General features: G+C 71.5%; 12 protein-coding genes and 1 pseudogene. 7 read left to right on the top strand and 6 right to left on the bottom strand.

The window, feature by feature from the left end; translation table 11 throughout:
* Nucleotides 1–284, bottom strand: a pseudogene (locus ACWGO0_RS30940) (fasciclin domain-containing protein); the annotation flags it as partial.
* A gap of 294 nt (nt 285–578) precedes the next feature.
* On the opposite strand from ACWGO0_RS30940, the gene ACWGO0_RS30935 reads away from it, so the two are divergent.
* From ACWGO0_RS30935 to ACWGO0_RS30910, 6 genes are all read left to right on the top strand, one after another.
* Complete coding sequence (locus tag ACWGO0_RS30935) at nt 579–1,328, top strand: anti-sigma factor (RefSeq protein ID WP_453542421.1); 750 nt, start codon at nt 579–581, stop codon at nt 1,326–1,328.
* Between the two features lie 400 nt (nt 1,329–1,728).
* Nucleotides 1,729–3,297, top strand: a complete 1,569-nt coding sequence (locus ACWGO0_RS30930) for a DUF4331 domain-containing protein (RefSeq protein WP_453542418.1) — start codon at nt 1,729–1,731, stop codon at nt 3,295–3,297.
* Between the two features lie 95 nt (nt 3,298–3,392).
* Nucleotides 3,393–4,754 carry a tetratricopeptide repeat protein gene (locus tag ACWGO0_RS30925; protein ID WP_453542415.1) on the top strand — a complete coding sequence of 454 codons (1,362 nt, stop codon included), beginning with the start codon at nt 3,393–3,395 and terminating at the stop codon, nt 4,752–4,754.
* On the top strand, nt 4,751–6,382 hold the full coding sequence (locus ACWGO0_RS30920) for a nickel/cobalt transporter (protein WP_453542412.1): 1,632 nt from the start codon (nt 4,751–4,753) through the stop codon (nt 6,380–6,382). Before ACWGO0_RS30925 ends, ACWGO0_RS30920 begins: the two co-directional genes overlap by 4 nt.
* Nucleotides 6,383–6,510: 128 nt before the next feature.
* Nucleotides 6,511–7,296 (top strand): ferritin-like domain-containing protein, encoded by a 786-nt coding sequence (locus tag ACWGO0_RS30915; RefSeq protein ID WP_453542409.1) that lies wholly within the window; start codon nt 6,511–6,513, stop codon nt 7,294–7,296.
* Entirely contained in the window at nt 7,293–8,129 is an 837-nt protein-coding gene (locus ACWGO0_RS30910) for a ferritin-like domain-containing protein (protein WP_453542406.1), read from the top strand. Before ACWGO0_RS30915 ends, ACWGO0_RS30910 begins: the two co-directional genes overlap by 4 nt.
* Nucleotides 8,130–8,181: 52 nt before the next feature.
* Here ACWGO0_RS30910 and ACWGO0_RS30905 read toward each other — a convergent pair whose 3' ends face one another.
* The 3 genes from ACWGO0_RS30905 to ACWGO0_RS30895 all read right to left on the bottom strand — a co-directional run bounded on the left by ACWGO0_RS30905 (nt 8,182) and on the right by ACWGO0_RS30895 (nt 11,700).
* Entirely contained in the window at nt 8,182–8,970 is a 789-nt protein-coding gene (locus ACWGO0_RS30905; protein ID WP_453542403.1) for a VOC family protein, read from the bottom strand.
* A gap of 108 nt (nt 8,971–9,078) precedes the next feature.
* Nucleotides 9,079–10,539 (bottom strand): acyl-CoA synthetase, encoded by a 1,461-nt coding sequence (locus ACWGO0_RS30900; RefSeq protein WP_453542400.1) that lies wholly within the window; start codon nt 10,537–10,539, stop codon nt 9,079–9,081.
* A gap of 21 nt (nt 10,540–10,560) precedes the next feature.
* Nucleotides 10,561–11,700, bottom strand: coding sequence for a nitrate/nitrite transporter (locus ACWGO0_RS30895; protein ID WP_453542427.1), 1,140 nt, complete (start codon nt 11,698–11,700; stop codon nt 10,561–10,563).
* Between the two features lie 218 nt (nt 11,701–11,918).
* Here ACWGO0_RS30895 and ACWGO0_RS30890 point away from each other — a divergent pair, with 218 nt between their 5' ends.
* Nucleotides 11,919–12,350, top strand: a complete 432-nt coding sequence (locus ACWGO0_RS30890) for an Lrp/AsnC family transcriptional regulator (protein WP_453542397.1) — start codon at nt 11,919–11,921, stop codon at nt 12,348–12,350.
* On the opposite strand, the gene ACWGO0_RS30885 is transcribed toward ACWGO0_RS30890, so the two are convergent.
* Entirely contained in the window at nt 12,328–13,986 is a 1,659-nt protein-coding gene (locus ACWGO0_RS30885; protein ID WP_453542394.1) for a GAF domain-containing sensor histidine kinase, read from the bottom strand. The genes ACWGO0_RS30890 and ACWGO0_RS30885 overlap by 23 nt on opposite strands.
* Nucleotides 13,987–14,012: 26 nt before the next feature.
* Nucleotides 14,013–15,050 (bottom strand): rod shape-determining protein, encoded by a 1,038-nt coding sequence (locus ACWGO0_RS30880; RefSeq protein WP_453542391.1) that lies wholly within the window; start codon nt 15,048–15,050, stop codon nt 14,013–14,015.
* Nucleotides 15,051–15,099 lie beyond the last annotated feature (49 nt).

The following is a 15,099-nucleotide window of genomic DNA, read 5'->3' as shown; positions in this document are numbered from 1 at the left end:
TTGTTGGACGCCGCGGTGGCGACCGGGTCCTGGGCCATGCCGTCGAAGCTGCCCGCACCGTCCTTCGGGACCGACGCACAGCCCGGACCGAACGGGCCCGAAGCCTGCGCGGCGCCGTCCGCACTGTCCTCCGCCGGGGTCTCCTTCTCGGCCGAGGGGGTCGACGCCTTGTCCTTGCTGCTGTCGCTCTCGCTGTCGCCCATGCCGCAGGCGGTCAGAGCCAGGGGCAGCGTGGCGGTGGCGACGACAAGGGCAAAGGTGCGACGCGAGCGGGTGCTGAACATGAAGAGATCTCCTCGAATGGAATACGGGCGCCGTCGAGCGGCGCTTCTCACGGACTGCATTCGTCACCGAGGCCGATACGGATTGGTCGCGGATCGATCGAGTTTCGGCGGGGCACAAAAACGGCGTGCGAACCCATCCGCGAGGCCGGTTGATACGAATCAACCGAAAGAGCGGGAACCACCGGAGAGCCACTGACGGTGGGCCCTCGCTCACCCGTATCGCTGGAAAGGCCGGGCATGGGCACCCATCACACCGAGCTCCACCCCGCCGGCTCCGGCCGCGGGAGCGGACGCATGAGCGACGAACACGTGCATGTCCTCACCGGCGCCTACGCCTTGAACGCCGTGACGGACGACGAGCGCGAGATGGTCGAGCGCCATGTGCGGGACTGCACGGCATGTGCCCAGGAGGTACGGGAGTTGACGGCGACCGTGGCCCGCCTGGGCGTGGCCGTCGCCGCCGTGCCCCCTCCCGAGATGAAGCACCGGGTCATCACCTGGATCCAGGTGGTGCGCCAGCTGCCCCCGCAGGTCGCGGCAGTTGAGGGCGTACGGGGGCGGTCCGCCTTCCGCGCCCGGCATCTGCCCCGGCTGGTGCTGGCCGCGTGCGTGGCGGCTGCCACGGCGTTCGGGGCGACGGCGGCCTGGCAGTCGCAGGAGGCGGAGAGGGCCGGGCAGCGCACACAGCAGGCCAGGCAGGAGAGCGCGGACATGACGCGCGTACTGGCGGCGTCGGACGCCAGGACCGTCACCGGCAGCGTCAAGGGAGGTGCGCGCGCCACGGTGGTTCTCTCCCGCGGCGAGCGAACGGCCGTCTTCCTGGCCTCCGGGCTGCCGGATCTGCCCGAGGGCAAGACGTACCAGCTGTGGTTCGACGACGGCGGCGGCGCGATGATCCCCGCCGGTCTCATCGGACACGACGGTGCTGTGGTGATGCAGGGAGACGCGGCCGGGGCCACCGGCGTGGGTGTCACGGTGGAACCCGCCGGCGGCTCGGCCCGGCCCACCACCACGGCCCTGGCGCTGATGACGCTCCCCGCCTGAGCGCTCGATCGCGTGGGCGGCGACCGCGGAGACAGGGCCGGGTGCGCTCGGTTGGACTAACCGCGTAACCGCGTGTCGCCATCTTTTGTGCACAGCCGGTGATCGAATCTCACCCCCTGTCACCTGTGGTTTTACGGTTCGGGGACCGCCGGGCCCGGCCGGTGGGCCAGGAAAACCGGCTCCGGTGCGGCCTTCCGCATGGTTGTCTGCGCTTGCGCATCCACTGAGTGGTGATGCGCACGACCGGCGAGGACCGCACGTCCTCGTCAAAGCCGCCCGGACACATTCCGATGTCCCGCTCGCTGGGTCGACCGATCGCCACCCCCCATGTGATGAACCCACCCTTTTTCCGTACCCGAGCGGGGCATGCCGGGCGGGTACGCAGCCGAGAGGACCAGCCTTGACATCCCGTTCCGCCACGTCCCGTAAGCGCCGCGCACTCGACCAGTCGCTCGCCGCCCTGGGGGCCGGAGCTCTCGCCACCGGCCTGACCGTACTGACACTCGCCCCCGGAACGAGTGCCGCGTCAAGTCACCGCGAAGCCCCACTCATCGCGGGCGATCCGCGGGCGGACAACACGGACGTGTACGCGTTCACCAGCCCCGACCGCAAGGACACGGTGACGCTGGTCGCCAACTGGATTCCCTTCGAGGAGCCGAACGGCGGTCCGAACTTCTACCCCTTCGCGGACGACGCCCGCTACCACATCAAGATCGACAACACGGGTGACGGGCGCGCCGATGTCACCTACACGTGGTACTTCAAGAACAAGATCCGCGACGCCGCCGACCAGTTCCTCTACAACACGGGACAGGTCACCTCGCTCACCGACCCGGATCTGAATTTCCGTCAGGTCTACGACCTGACTGTCACCGACTCGAACGGGAAGACCCGCACACTGCTGCGGGACGCCCCTGTCGCACCGTCGCGCACCGGTCAGGCGTCCATGCCGAACTACGGTGCTCTGCGCGCCCAGGCCGTACGCGACACCCCTCGCGGGACCAAGGCCTTCGCCGGACAGGCGGAGGACCCGTTCTTCGCCGACCTGCGGGTCTTCGACCTTCTCTACGGCGGGGACCTGAGCAAGCGCGGCCAGGACACCCTGGCGGGCTACAACGTCAACTCCGTGGCGCTCCAGGTCCCCAAGAAGCTCCTGGCCCTGCGCGGCAACCCCTCGCGCAATCCGGTCGTCGGCGTGTGGTCGACGACCGAGCGCCGCGGCGCCGACGTCACCGACAGCCGGGGGAAGACGAACTCCGGCTGGCGCCAGGTCTCCCGCCTCGGCAACCCCCTGGTCAATGAAGTCGTCGTGCCCCTGAAGTTCAAGGACGCCTTCAACTCGATCTCGCCGGACCAGGACCGCACCGTACAGCCGGTCGTCGACAAGGTGTACGACCCGATCCTGCCCAAGCTGATCCAGAAGGTGTACGGGATTCCGGCGCCGGCGACCCCCCGCGACGACCTCGCGGAGATCTACCTCACGGGCATCTGCAAGGCGTGCGGGCCCATCAAGGCAGACCTCAACGCCCACCGGCTCAACAAGGACGCACCCCTGCGGAACATCGTGCCGGCCGAGGAGCTGCGCCTGAACATGGCTGTACCGCCCACCGCCAAGCCGCAGCGGCTCGGCGTCCTCGCGGGTGACCTGGCGGGCTTCCCCAATGGCCGTCGCCTTGCGGACGACGTCATCGACATCTCCCTCCAGGCGGTCGAGGGCGCCGCGCAGACCGGGGTGCTCGTGCCCGCACTCGCCGCAGGCGACAAGGTCAACACCAACGAGGTGTCCTTCGGCGGCAAGTTCCCGTACCTCGCACTGCCGCACACCAAGAACGTCAACCGCGGCCCGCAGGGCAGCGGCGTACAGAAGTCGTCGCTGAACACCTCCCACGCCTCCATGCTCGGAGGAGCGGGAGCTCTCCTGCTCGGCCTGGGCGGGTACAGGCTGCGCCGCCGCCGCGCCACCGCCTGAGAATCTCGCCCGAACACACTTCAGGCCGCGCGCCTGACGCCGGGCGGGCCCAGCCCGCCCGGCGCCCGATCCGGCTGCCGCGCCGAGGAGGCACTGTGCCGCCCCCACCCACGCCCGCCGCGAACCGCTCCCCGCGCCCCGGCCGCCGCAGACGGCTGCGCAACACACTCGTCGTACTCGCCCTGGGAGCGGCCCTGTTCATCCTGGGAGCGGTAGGTGTTCTACCGCAGGACATGCAGGCCACCGACGGCGCCCCCGCCGGACCGGCCCGTGCCGATGGCGCGGTCCGCGAGCAGTCCGTCGAGGGACTCGCAGCACGACTGCGGCGGCTGCCCGGCGATCCGGCCGGCTGGGCCGCGCTCGGCACGGCCTACGTGCAGCAGGCCGGCGCGACCGCTGATGCCGGTCTGTACGCGCGAGCGGAGACCGCCCTGCGCAAGTCCCTCGAACTCCAGCCGGCCGACAACTTCCAGGCCGCAACCGGCATGGGAGCTCTCGCCGCGGCCCGCCACGACTTCACCACCGCCCTCGACTGGGCCACGAAGGCGACGAAAGCCAACCCGAGCAGCCCCGAGGCGCACGCCGTACTGGCCGACGCCTATACCCAACTGGGGCGGTACGAGGAGTCCTACCGTGCCGTCCAGCGCATGACCGACCTGCGGCCGGACGCGGCCTCGCTCGCCCGCGCCTCCTACACCTGGGAGCTTCGCGGCGACACCCGCCGCGCACGAGAGCTCATGGCCAGGTCGCTCCGGGCAGCCGCGGCGACACCGGACAAGTCCTTCGCCCGCACACACCTCTCCCTGCTGGCCCTGGAGTCGGGTGATCCCACCACGGCACTCCGGGAAGCGGAGTCGGGGCTCCGCGCCGCGCCCGGGGACCCGGCGCTTCTGGAGGCACGCGCCCGGGCGCACGCCGCGCTCGGCAACACCCGGCGCGCCGTCGACGACTACACCGCCGCCGTCGCCGCCGCGCCCCTTCCGCACCACCTCCTGGGTCTCGGCGAACTCCAGCAGTCCCTCGGCCGCGAGCAAGAGGCCGAAGAACAGTACGAGTTGCTGCGCGCCCAGGAGAGGATCGACGTGCAGGGCGGGGGTACGCCGGACGTGGACGTGATCCTCTTCGAGGCCGACCACGGCGATCCGGCGAAGGCTGCCGCGATGGGCGCGCGCCTGCTGCGCGGCAGGCCCTTCATCGCCGTCCACGACGCCTACGCCTGGGCCCTGCACCGCGCCGGACGTGACGCCGAAGCACTCGAACAGGCCGACCTGTCCCTGGCGCTGGGCACGCGCAGCGCCCTGTTCCACTACCACCGCGCGAGGATTCACCAAGCGCTCGGCGACACGGGCGCCGCCCGCCGGGACCTCGATCGCGCGCTGACCATCGACCCGCACTTCCATCCGCTGCATGCCCCCGACGCGCAGACCACGCTTCGCAGAATCGACGGCACCCGATGAACCAGTACCTCCGCCGCGCCGTGCCCGGAGCCGCGGCGACCTTGCTCCTCTGCGCGGCCGCGGTCGCCTCGGCACCCGCCGCCGCCGCCCATCCCCTGGGCAACTTCACCGTCAACCACTCCACCGGGCTGACGCTCCACCCCGGTCGCGTCGACGCCGTCGTGGTCGTGGACCGGGCCGAGATCGCCGCAGCCCAGGAGCGCACGCTCGTGGACCGGGACCACGACGGCACCGTCAGTAAGGGCGAGGCCGGGGCGTACGCGCGCGGCAGCTGCGCGACGCTCGCCGGTCAACTGCGCGTGACCGCGGAAGGCAGTCCGCTCTCCTGGAAGCACTCCGGCAGCACTCTGACGTACCACCCGGGCGAAGCCGGGCTGAAGACCAGCAGGCTGCAGTGCGGGCTGACCGCCGAGGCCGATCTGCGGCGCCCGACGGACATCGAGGTCAGGACGGCCTACGACAGCAGGCGAGTCGGCTGGCGCGAGGTGACCGCCCGAGCCGTGGGCATCGCCCTCACCGGCTCCGACGTGCCCACCAGCTCGACCACCGACCAGCTGCGCCGCTACCCCGATGACCCCCTGTCCGCCCCGCTGGACCAGCGGACGGCCTCCCTGCGTGTGGAGGCGGGCCCCGGCAGCGCGGCCTCGGCCGTACGGGACGCACTGCCCCGGTCCGGCCCGGTCGGCGAGGCGCTCGCGAAGGTCTCCGGCACCTTCGGATCGCTGGTCGGCACGCGTGAACTGACCGTTCCGATCGGTCTGTTGGCTCTCCTGCTCGCCGCGGTACTGGGCGCTTCCCACGCGGCGCTGCCCGGCCACGGCAAGACGATCATGGCCGCCTATCTGGCCGGACGCAGAGGTACCCCGAGGGACGCGGTGACCGTCGGCGCCACCGTCACCGTCACCCACACGGCAGGCGTCCTGGCCCTCGGCCTCATCCTGCCCCTGGCCACCCACCTGGCCGGGGAAACGGTCCTGACCTGGCTCGGCATGGCCAGCGGTCTCCTCGTCACGGCCATCGGCCTGTGGCTCCTGCGCTCCGCGCTGCTCAACCGGCCCGCTCATGGCCACCACCACGGCCATACGCATCATCACGGCCACGGGCACGGCCACCACGGGCATGACCACGATCATCACGACCACGACCATCATCACGGCGACGGCACCCGGCTTCCCGGACAGGACGGGCACGAGCAGGAAGGCGAGGGCTCCGTGGCCCTGCTGACCAAGGGGCACGATCACCCGCACTCCCCGCCGGAGCAGGGGCCATCGGCCGGCTCCCCCCAGCGGGCGACGCGTGGCGGCCTGATCGGCATGGGGATCGCCGGGGGACTGGTGCCAAGCCCTTCGGCGCTCGTCGTCCTGCTGGGAGCGGTCGCTCTGGGCCGCACCGCTTTCGGGGTGCTCCTCGTGATCGCGTACGGCCTCGGCATGGCAGGCACCCTCACCCTCGCCGGACTGATCCTCGTGCGCCTGCGGGACCGCATCGAGGCCGGCGCGCGTGCGGGGGCGATCACCCGGTGGGGACCGCTGAGGCGACTCGCACGTCTCGGCCCGGTCGCCACCTCGTCGCTCGTCCTGGTCGTCGGCGTCGGACTCACCGTCCGTGCCGCCGTCGCACCGTGGTGAGGACGTAAGCCCTTCGGGTGCGGTGTGTGCGCCATACGGCGCCGGGGGCAGGTCCCCGCCACCGATCCCTGGTGCAGTCCGAGGTGGACACCCGTGCCGATCGGTACGGGAGGAGAGACGGGAAGACGATGGGTACAGAGCACATCGACACCAGGCTGCTGAGGGAGCTGACCGAGCAGTCGCAGGACCTGAACAGCGACGCGCTACGGGTCACGAACGAGGCGCTGGCGGACTTCGCGGAGGCGGCGGAGCCGTCGGGGCGCCGCTGGTGGCGGCGCAGGAGCGCTGTGCTGGGAGCGGCGGGAGCGGCGACCCTGCTGGGCGCAGGCCGCGCCGCCGCCGCGACGAGCAACGACATCATGGCGCTGCAGACCGCCGCGTCGCTGGAGAACCTGGCGGTGAGCGTCTACCGGACGGCCGCCGGGCTGCCGTTCATCAAGAACGGCAACAAGACCGTGGTGGCGTTCATCAGCAAGACCACCCAACAGCACACCGCGCACGGCAAGGCGTTCAACGCGGCCGCGACGAAGGCCGGCGGCAAGGCCCAGAACGATCCGGACCCGAAGTACGCGGCCATCGTCAAGGAGCAGCTTCCGTCGCTCAAGACCCCGGCGGACGTGGTCGAACTGGCCATCACCCTGGAGGACGTCGCCGCACAGACGTACACCAAGAACATCGGACAGGTGCAGGACACGAACCTCCGGCGGCTGTTCGCGTCCGTCGCACCCGTGGAGGCCCAGCACCGGGCCACGCTGCTGGCCGTCCAGGCACTGCTGGCAGCGGACATGCCCGAACTGATCGCGATTCCCACGGATGTCGCCAAGCTCCCCGCCGCCGCGGGCAGCGTCGGCTTCCCGGACGCCTTCTACCCCACCGAGAAAGCATCGCCGGTCAGCGAAGGGGCCGTGAAATGAGCAGGGGCAAGGGCGGCTGGGAGCTGCCGATCAGCGAGGGTGAACTGTCCAGGCTGACAAGGGAGATGGACGAGGCCCACCGGGCGACGCTCCCCGTGATGGCCGCGTCGGCACGCGAGTTCGGCGAGGAGCTGTCCGACCTCGAGGACGCCGCGCCGGACCCCGGGCAGGTGCAGCGGGTCCACCTGGCACGGCGCCGTTTCCTGGCCGGGGCCGGTGCGTCGGCTGCGCTCCTCGCGCTGGCCGCGTGCGGTGGCAAGTCGGAGCTCAACGCGGCGGGGCCCAGCGCCAGCCCGTCGAAGTCGCCTTCGCCTTCCGGGTCCGGCGCGTACACCGGAGACCTGAAGGTCGTGGCTCTGGCGGCAGCTCTGGAGAACCAGGCCGTCGCTGCCTACGCGGCGGCGCTCAAGGCGGCCAAGGCGGGCACGCTCGGCACCGTACCGCCGGTGTTCGCCACGTTCGGCCAGACCGCGATGGAGCAGCACCAGGATCACGCCGACGCCTGGAACGCGATCCTGACCTCGGCGGGAAAACCCAAGATCACCGGAACGCCGCTGTCCAACCACGACGACGTCACCCGGGCACTGGGTCAGGTCAAGGACGTCCCCGGGGTGGCGAAGCTGGCCCTGCAACTGGAGGACCAGGCGACCGAGACGTATGTCTTCGCGACCTTCAACGTGAAGAGCGCGGGCGGGATCACCACCGCCGCGACCATCGCCCCGGTCGAAGCCATGCACTCGGCGATCCTGCATTTCGTGCTGGGCCAGTACCCGGTCCCGGACGACTTCATCAGTACGGACAAGGCGGTCAGCACCGATCTCCTGACCGTCTGAAGCCCGGCCCGGGTGCGGCTCGCCCCGCACCCGGGCCCGCACTTCCTCCGGCTCAGCTCATCGAGGGCATCTCGCCCTCGGTGGTGGTGACGTCGATGACCGAGAACGACGCTCCCTGCGGGTCGGACAGTGCCGCGAACCGCCCGAACGGGCTGCTCATCGGTCCGAACCGCAGCACCGCGCCGCGCTCCGTCGCCTTCGCGACCGCCGCGTCGCAGTCCGAGACGGTGAAGTACACGTTGACGTACGACGGCACCTCGGGCGGGAACTCGTCCGTCATCCTCATCCGGCCGAGGGCGGCGTCCTCGCCCACGTTGTAGACGGCGAAGTCGATCGCGTCGTCGTCCATCTTCTTCACGCTGTACGGGAAGAGCCGGGGGAAGAAGGTGTCCGACTTCTCCGGCTCCCGGGTGAAGACCTCGGCCCAGCAGTACGCACCGGGCACGGCCTGTGCCTCGAAGCCCTTGTGCGTGCCCGGCTGCCAGACGCCGAACACCGCCCCGCTCGGCTCGGCGGCCAGTGCCATCGTGCCGAAGTCGCCGACCTGCATCGGCTCCAGCAGGACCTGGCCGCCGCTGTCGCGGACCTTGCCCGCGGCGGCGGAGGCGTCCGACGTCGCGAGGTACAGACACCACGCGGCAGGGCTGTCCTGGCCGGGCATGGGCGGCGACACGGCGGCCACCGCCTTCCCGTCCGCGTACGCCTGTGTGTAGTTACCGAACTCGGGCGACGCCTCGCCGTAGGTCCAGCCCAGCACGTCGCCGTAGAAGCTCTTGGCCGCTTCGACGTCGGGGAACATGGCGTCCGCCCAGATCGGCGTGCCCTCAGGTGTTTCGGCCATGACACTGCTCTCTCTTCGCTCGATGATGCGTCCGGCGTGATGTGCCCGGCTTGATGTGTCCGGTTTTTCACGCTAACCAACCATTCATCACCGTGCGCGTCGGAGCGTTCAGCGACCCAGCGATCGCTTCATGATCTTTCCCAGTTCGTTGCGCGGGAGGGCATCCAGGTAGCGGACCGTACGCGGGCGCTTGTGCGGGGCCAGCAGGCCCGCGACATGGCCGGCCAGCTCGTCCGCCGAAGGCGGTGAACCGGGCTCGGCCGGCACCACCCAGGCGACGATCCGCTCACCGAGATCCGCGTCGGGCTCGCCGGTGACGGCGGCCTCGCGGACACCCGGGTGCTCCAGCAGGGCGTTCTCGATCTCGCCCGCGCCGATCTTGTAACCGCCGCTCTTGATCAGGTCGGTCGCCTTGCGGCCGACGATCCGTACGTACCCGTCGGCGTCGGCCGTGGCCATGTCTCCCGTACGGAACCAGCCGTCCTCGGTGAGGGCGGCGGCCGTCGCGTCCGGCCGGTTCAGATAGCCGGTGAAGAGGTTCGGGCCGCGCACCTGGATCTCGCCGATGGCTGCGGGGTCGTCGAGCACCGTGCCGTCCTCCTCGACCAGACGGAGCCCTACACCGCGCAGGGGCGGCCCGACGGTCCCGGGGCGGGGCTCGCCGTCGGCGCGTACACCCGTGTTCATCAGGGTCTCCGTCATCCCGTACCGCTCGATGACCCGGCGGCCGGTCGCCGCCGCGATCCGCTCGTGGTCGTGGACCGGCAGCGCCGCCGAGCCGGAGACCAGCAGCCGGGCGCCCGCGAGCGCCTTCGTGAGCGCGGGGGAGCCAGCCGGGTCACCGAGGGCCTCGGCCAGCCGGTGGTACATCGTCGGCACGCCGAAGAGCATCGTGCCCCCGGACAGCAGTTCCCCCGCCACGCCCTCGACCGAGAAGCGGCCGAGATGGCGCACCGAACCGCCCCGGCGCAGCGGCCCCAGCACGCCGAGGATCAGCCCGTGCACGTGGAACAGCGGCAGGGCATGTACGAGTACGTCGTCGCAGGTCCACTGCCAGGCGTCCTCCAGCGCGTCCAGCGAGGCGGCGATCGCGCGGCGGGGCAGGACCGCGCCCTTGGGCGGGCCCGTGGTGCCGGAGGTGTAGACGATCAGCGCGGGAGCCTCGGGGGAGGGCTCGGGGAAGACGGCGCCGGGGGAGGCGGCAGCCGTCGTACCGGTGTCCAGACGCCTCAGCCCGGCAAGCGCCGCCGGGAGTACGTCGGCCGCCCCGGCGAGCACCGCCGAAGGCGCGCTGTCGGCGAGGATGTGCGCCAGTTCGCGCTCGCCCGTGCTCGGGTTGAGCGGAACGGCAGGCACCCCGGCCCGCAGCGCCGCCACCACGGCGACGACGGTCCCGGCGGTCGGTGTGGCCCAGACGGCGACCCGTCCGGCGCCCGCGATGCGGGCCGCGAGCGCGTCAGCGGCGGCGGCCAACTGTGCGTACGTCAGGGAATGTTCGCCGAACCGGACGGCTTCCCGGGAAGCCGTGGGGCCGGACAGGTCCGCGAGTGCGGGCAGGAGAGGCGTCACCCCACGAGCGTAGCGAGGGTGTCAGCCGTCCCGTTGGATCGTCCGCATCCGCCCGTAGGCGTACACGCACCCGGCCAGTGCCAGATCGGACAGCAGCATGAAGCCGATCGAGTACGAGTCCTTGGCGCTGAAGATCGCGCCCATCACCAGGGGTGGTACGAAGCCGCCGAGACCGCCCATCGCACCGACGATGCCCGTCACACTGCCCACCTTGGGCTGCGGTGTCACCTGCGAGACCAGGGCGAAGACGCTGCCGCTCGCGGTGCCGAGACCGGCCGCCATGCAGAGCAGCGCGACGGTGCCGCCCGGCACCAGCGGCGGGTCGAATGCCTGGACGATCGCCATCAGCGCGGCGACCAGCAGGGCCACCGAGGTGACCATCGCCGGGTGGACGCGGTCCGACAGCCAGCCGCCGATCGGCCGGAAGACGACCGTGACCAGGGCGAACCCGGCCGCACGCGTGCCCGCGTCGGTCGGCGAGAGGTCGTACCAGGTCTTGAGGTACGTCGGCAGGTACACCCCGAAGGCGACGATGCCGCCGAACCCGATCGCGTACAGCGCCGAGAGCTCCCAGGTGACCCGCAGCTTCCCGGCCTCTCCCAGGCGGTGGGCCAGGGTGTCGGTCGGGACCTTCCGGCCGGGGCGGTCGTTGATCAGTACGGCGGCGAGGATGGCGTAGACGACAAGTGCGCCGCCGACCACGAGGAAGGGCAGGTCGTCGCCGTGTTTCGCCATACGTGGGGTGAAGTAGCCGGACAGTGCGACCCCGCCCATGCCCATGCCGAACACCCCCAGGGCGAAGCCCCGCTTGGCGGGCGGGAACCAGGAGTTGACCAGCGGGACCCCGATGGCGAACGTGGTGCCGCCGAGCCCCAGCAGAAAGCCGACCGCGAGCATCGCGCCGTAGGAGTCCCTCGCCGGGATCAGCAGCAGCACGGGGATGACGGTCAGCGCCGAGATCAGCGGGAACATCAGCCGGGCGCCGTACTTGTCGGTGAGCGCGCCCACCGGGATACGGCCCAGCGAGCCGACGAGCACCGGCACGGCGACCAGGAAGGACTGCTGGAAGGAGCTGAGCCCCAGTCTGTCCTTGTAGTCGCCCGACATCGGGGCGATGAGATTCCAGGCCCAGAAGGTCAGCGCGAAGCCGACGGTGGCCATCACGAGGTTGCGGTAGGGGGCGACGGATGCCTCCGCTGCTGGCGTGGGGGGCTGCTCGACGACGGTATGCACGGCACCAGTCAAGGGCGCGGGGGCGTCATGGGCCTGCCGGGATGCTCCATGCGGGGCATGATCAGAACGACAGGCCCCAGCCGCCCGCGGACCGGTGTCCGGGCTCCGCGCAGTCGCTTTGCCCCACTTGCTGCGACAATCGCAGTATGGACAGGCTCGACAGAGAAATCCTCTCCGTCCTCCAGGAGGATGCGCGGATCTCGTACCGAGACCTGGGCGTACGCGTCGGACTCAGCGCCAACGCCGCGGGCGACCGGGTACGCCGTATGCGCCGCGACGGGGTCATCCGAGGTTTCACCGTCATCGTCGACCCGGCCGCCGACACCCGTTCGGGCCTGGTCGTCTTCATCGATGTGTCCCTGCGCCTCGACACGACGAACGAGGAGTTCGAACGCTCGGTGCTCATGCTGCCCGGGATCACGGAGGTGGTGCACGTGACGGGCGGCCACGACTACCTCGTCCGGGCGACCGCGGCCGACCCGGGCGCCCTGGACACCCTGCTGCGCCGGCTGAAACGGGAGGCGGGCGTCGCCCACTCCAACACCCGCATCGCCCTCAGAGCGGCGCCTTCCAGATGACGGTCGGCGAGCGCGTACCGTCCGCCTCGCGACCGTCGTCGGCGACCACGAGCCGCACCGCCGCGCCACCGGCGGGCTGACGGACCGTCGCGTCCACCTCCACCTCGATGGCGGAGACCCCGGCCCGCCGGTGCGCCGCGGCCAGGGCGCCGCGCAGTACGGCGAGGAGATCCGTGCCCGCGGGCTCCCCGACGAGCGTGTCGACGGCCCCCATGAAGTGCACCGACGGCTGGAAGCCGAGCACGGCAGCCGCGCCTCCCGTCTCGCGCAGGACCCGGCCACGGAAGGTGGTGGGTGACTCGGCGGGCGGCTGCTGGAGGGCGAAGATCGCGGTCCTGACCTCCTGGATGGTGGAGTCCAGCTCGTCCACGGCCCTGCCGAGCAGTTCGTCGGTCTCCGGGGCGGTGGCCCGGCGGCGCGTCGACTCCAGCATCATCTCCGTCGCGAACAGCCGCTGGACGACCAGATCGTGCAGATCGCGGGCGATCCGGTCGCGGTCCTCGTAGACCGCGATCTGCTCCCTGTTGTGCTGGGCGTCCGCCAGGACCAGGGCCAGCGCGGCGTGCGAGGCGAACTGCGAGGCGAGCGTCCGCTCCACCGCCGAATACGGGTGCGCGCCATGTCCGCGGGGCAGGGCGAGGGTGCCGATGAGCCGGCCCCCGCTCTGCAGCGGCAGCATCATGCTGGGGCCGAACCGGGACCGTACCGGCGTCGTCATGCGGGGATCGGTCGCCGAGTCGTCGATGAAGACGGGTTCGCCGCCCAGGAGCTGGACCAGGACGGGGGAGCCGGGCTCGATCACCGTACCGACGATGCCGGCCGGGTCCTCGGGCGTGGAGGCCGTGACGATCTCCATCCCGCCCTCCGGGGTCGGCTGGAGAATCACCCCGGCCGAGGCCCCGGCCAGCACCCTCGCCTGCTCGGCGACGGTCATCAGGGCGTCCGGCGCGTCGGTGCGGGTCAGCAGCGCCGTGGTGACGGCGGCGGCGCCCGCGATCCAGCGCTCCCGCTGGCGGGCCGTCTCGTACAGCCGGGCGTTGCCGAGCGCGATGCCCGCCTGGGCGGCGAGAACCCTCAGCAGCCCCGTGTCCGTCCCGTCGAAGCCGCCGGAGCGCTTGTCGGCGAGATAGAGATTGCCGAACACCTCGTCGTTCACCCGGATCGGGACCCCGAGGAAGGAGTGGATCGGAGGATGGCCCGGCGGCACCCCGCAGGCGCGCGGATCAGTGCTCAGGTCGTCGCAGGCCAGCGGCTGCGGGTCGTCGACGAGCAGACCGATGACGCCGTGGTGGCCGTCCGGGAGCCGGCCGATGCGCCGCCGTTCCGCTTCGGTGAGGCCGGTCGTGTACAGCTCGGTGATGCGGTCGCGCCCGGGGTCCAGGACGCCGAGCGCCCCGTACCGCGCATCGGTCAGGGCGGTGGCGGTGTCCACGATCTGCTGGAGCGTGGCGTGCTGGTCGAGATCGGACCCGACGCCGAGCACCGCCTCCAGGAGTTCGGGCAGCCGGGGAGCCGCGGCCCGCCGCACACCGGCGCCCGCCGCCTCCTCGCCCTGCCCGGAGTTCCGCTTCGTGACCTGCTCCGTGTCCTGCTCGGTGTCCCGCCTCGCGTCCTGTGCCGTGCATTCCCGGGGCATGCGATCCCCTCCGGAGCCGCCGGCTGTCAGCCGGCGAGCGGGTCGAGGACCATCGGCTGGATCTTGCCGTCCAGCATCGCACCGAGACCGAGCACGGAGCACACGTCGGGCCGCTCGGCGATGTGCACGGGCATGCCCGTCGCGTCGCGCAGCATCTGGTCGAGGCCGGGCAGCAGCGCGCTGCCGCCGACCATCATGATGCCGCGGTCCGCGAGGTCGGCGACCAGATCGGGCGGGCAGTCGCGCAGCACCTTGCCGAGCCCGTCCAGCACCGCGGTGAGCGGGGTGTGGATGGCCTGCCGGACGGCGGCGGTGTCGACCTGCACCGAGCGGGCCAGACCGGTGGCCACGTCGCGGCCGTGGATCTCGGTCACGGCGGGGCCCTTGGCCGTCAGGCCGTTGCCGCTGAGCGCCAGTTGCAGGGGGCGCACCGACTGGCTCGGGAGCATCAGCTCGTGCTGCTGGCGCAGGTGCTGGATGATCGCGTGGTCGATGGCGTTGCCGCCGACCGGAATCCGTACGGCGGTCACGATCGACCCGAGCGAGAGCACCGCGATCTGGGTGGTGGCCGCCCCGCACACCATGATCATGGTGGCGGTCGGCTGCTCCACGGGGAGGCCGCAGCCGACGGCCGCCGCGATCAGGGTGTCCACCAGTTCGACCCGCCGGGCACCGAGCCCGACCAGGGTCTCGACGGCGGCGCGCTGGGCGAGCGGATCACTGTCGTGCGGGGTGCAGGCGGCGGCACGCAGCCGGGGCTTGCGGCGCAACTGGCGGCGGAGCTTCTCGCCGAGCAGATGACGCAGCATGCGCTGGGCCATCTCGATGTCGACGACGGTTCCGCCGGAGACCGGGCGGGCCACCCGGATGTACGCGGGCGTCCGGCCGGTCATCTGTTCGGCGAGCGCGCCGACGGCGATGAGGGAGCCGGTACGGGTGTTCACGGCGGCGACACTCGGCTCGTCGACGACGAGCCCCAGCCCCTTGACGTACACACGGGTCCTCGCGGCCCCGAGATCGACGGCGATGTGGCAACGGCGCAACTGCTCAAGACTGACGGTCACGGCAGGTTCTCCCGAGAACGCTGGGACGGGGCACCGGCGGCAGCCGGTT

It is taken from the genome of Streptomyces sp. NPDC055749 (assembly GCF_053617235.1).
The sequence above is the reverse complement of the archived record's forward strand: the minus strand, read 5'-3'. Positions and strand labels throughout refer to the sequence as shown.

What these genes read in the sequence shown, in the direction of transcription:
- ACWGO0_RS30935 (WP_453542421.1), top strand. Translation starts at nt 579, where the DNA reads ATGAGCGACGAACACGTGCATGTCCTCACCGGCGCCTACGCCTTGAAC.
- ACWGO0_RS30920 (WP_453542412.1), top strand. Translation starts at nt 4,751, where the DNA reads ATGAACCAGTACCTCCGCCGCGCCGTGCCCGGAGCCGCGGCGACCTTG.
- ACWGO0_RS30915 (WP_453542409.1), top strand. Translation starts at nt 6,511, where the DNA reads ATGGGTACAGAGCACATCGACACCAGGCTGCTGAGGGAGCTGACCGAG.
- ACWGO0_RS30910 (WP_453542406.1), top strand. Translation starts at nt 7,293, where the DNA reads ATGAGCAGGGGCAAGGGCGGCTGGGAGCTGCCGATCAGCGAGGGTGAA.
- ACWGO0_RS30905 (WP_453542403.1), bottom strand. Translation starts at nt 8,970, where the DNA reads ATGGCCGAAACACCTGAGGGCACGCCGATCTGGGCGGACGCCATGTTC.
- ACWGO0_RS30895 (WP_453542427.1), bottom strand. Translation starts at nt 11,700, where the DNA reads ATGGCCACCGTCGGCTTCGCGCTGACCTTCTGGGCCTGGAATCTCATC.
- ACWGO0_RS30890 (WP_453542397.1), top strand. Translation starts at nt 11,919, where the DNA reads ATGGACAGGCTCGACAGAGAAATCCTCTCCGTCCTCCAGGAGGATGCG.
- ACWGO0_RS30885 (WP_453542394.1), bottom strand. Translation starts at nt 13,986, where the DNA reads ATGCCCCGGGAATGCACGGCACAGGACGCGAGGCGGGACACCGAGCAG.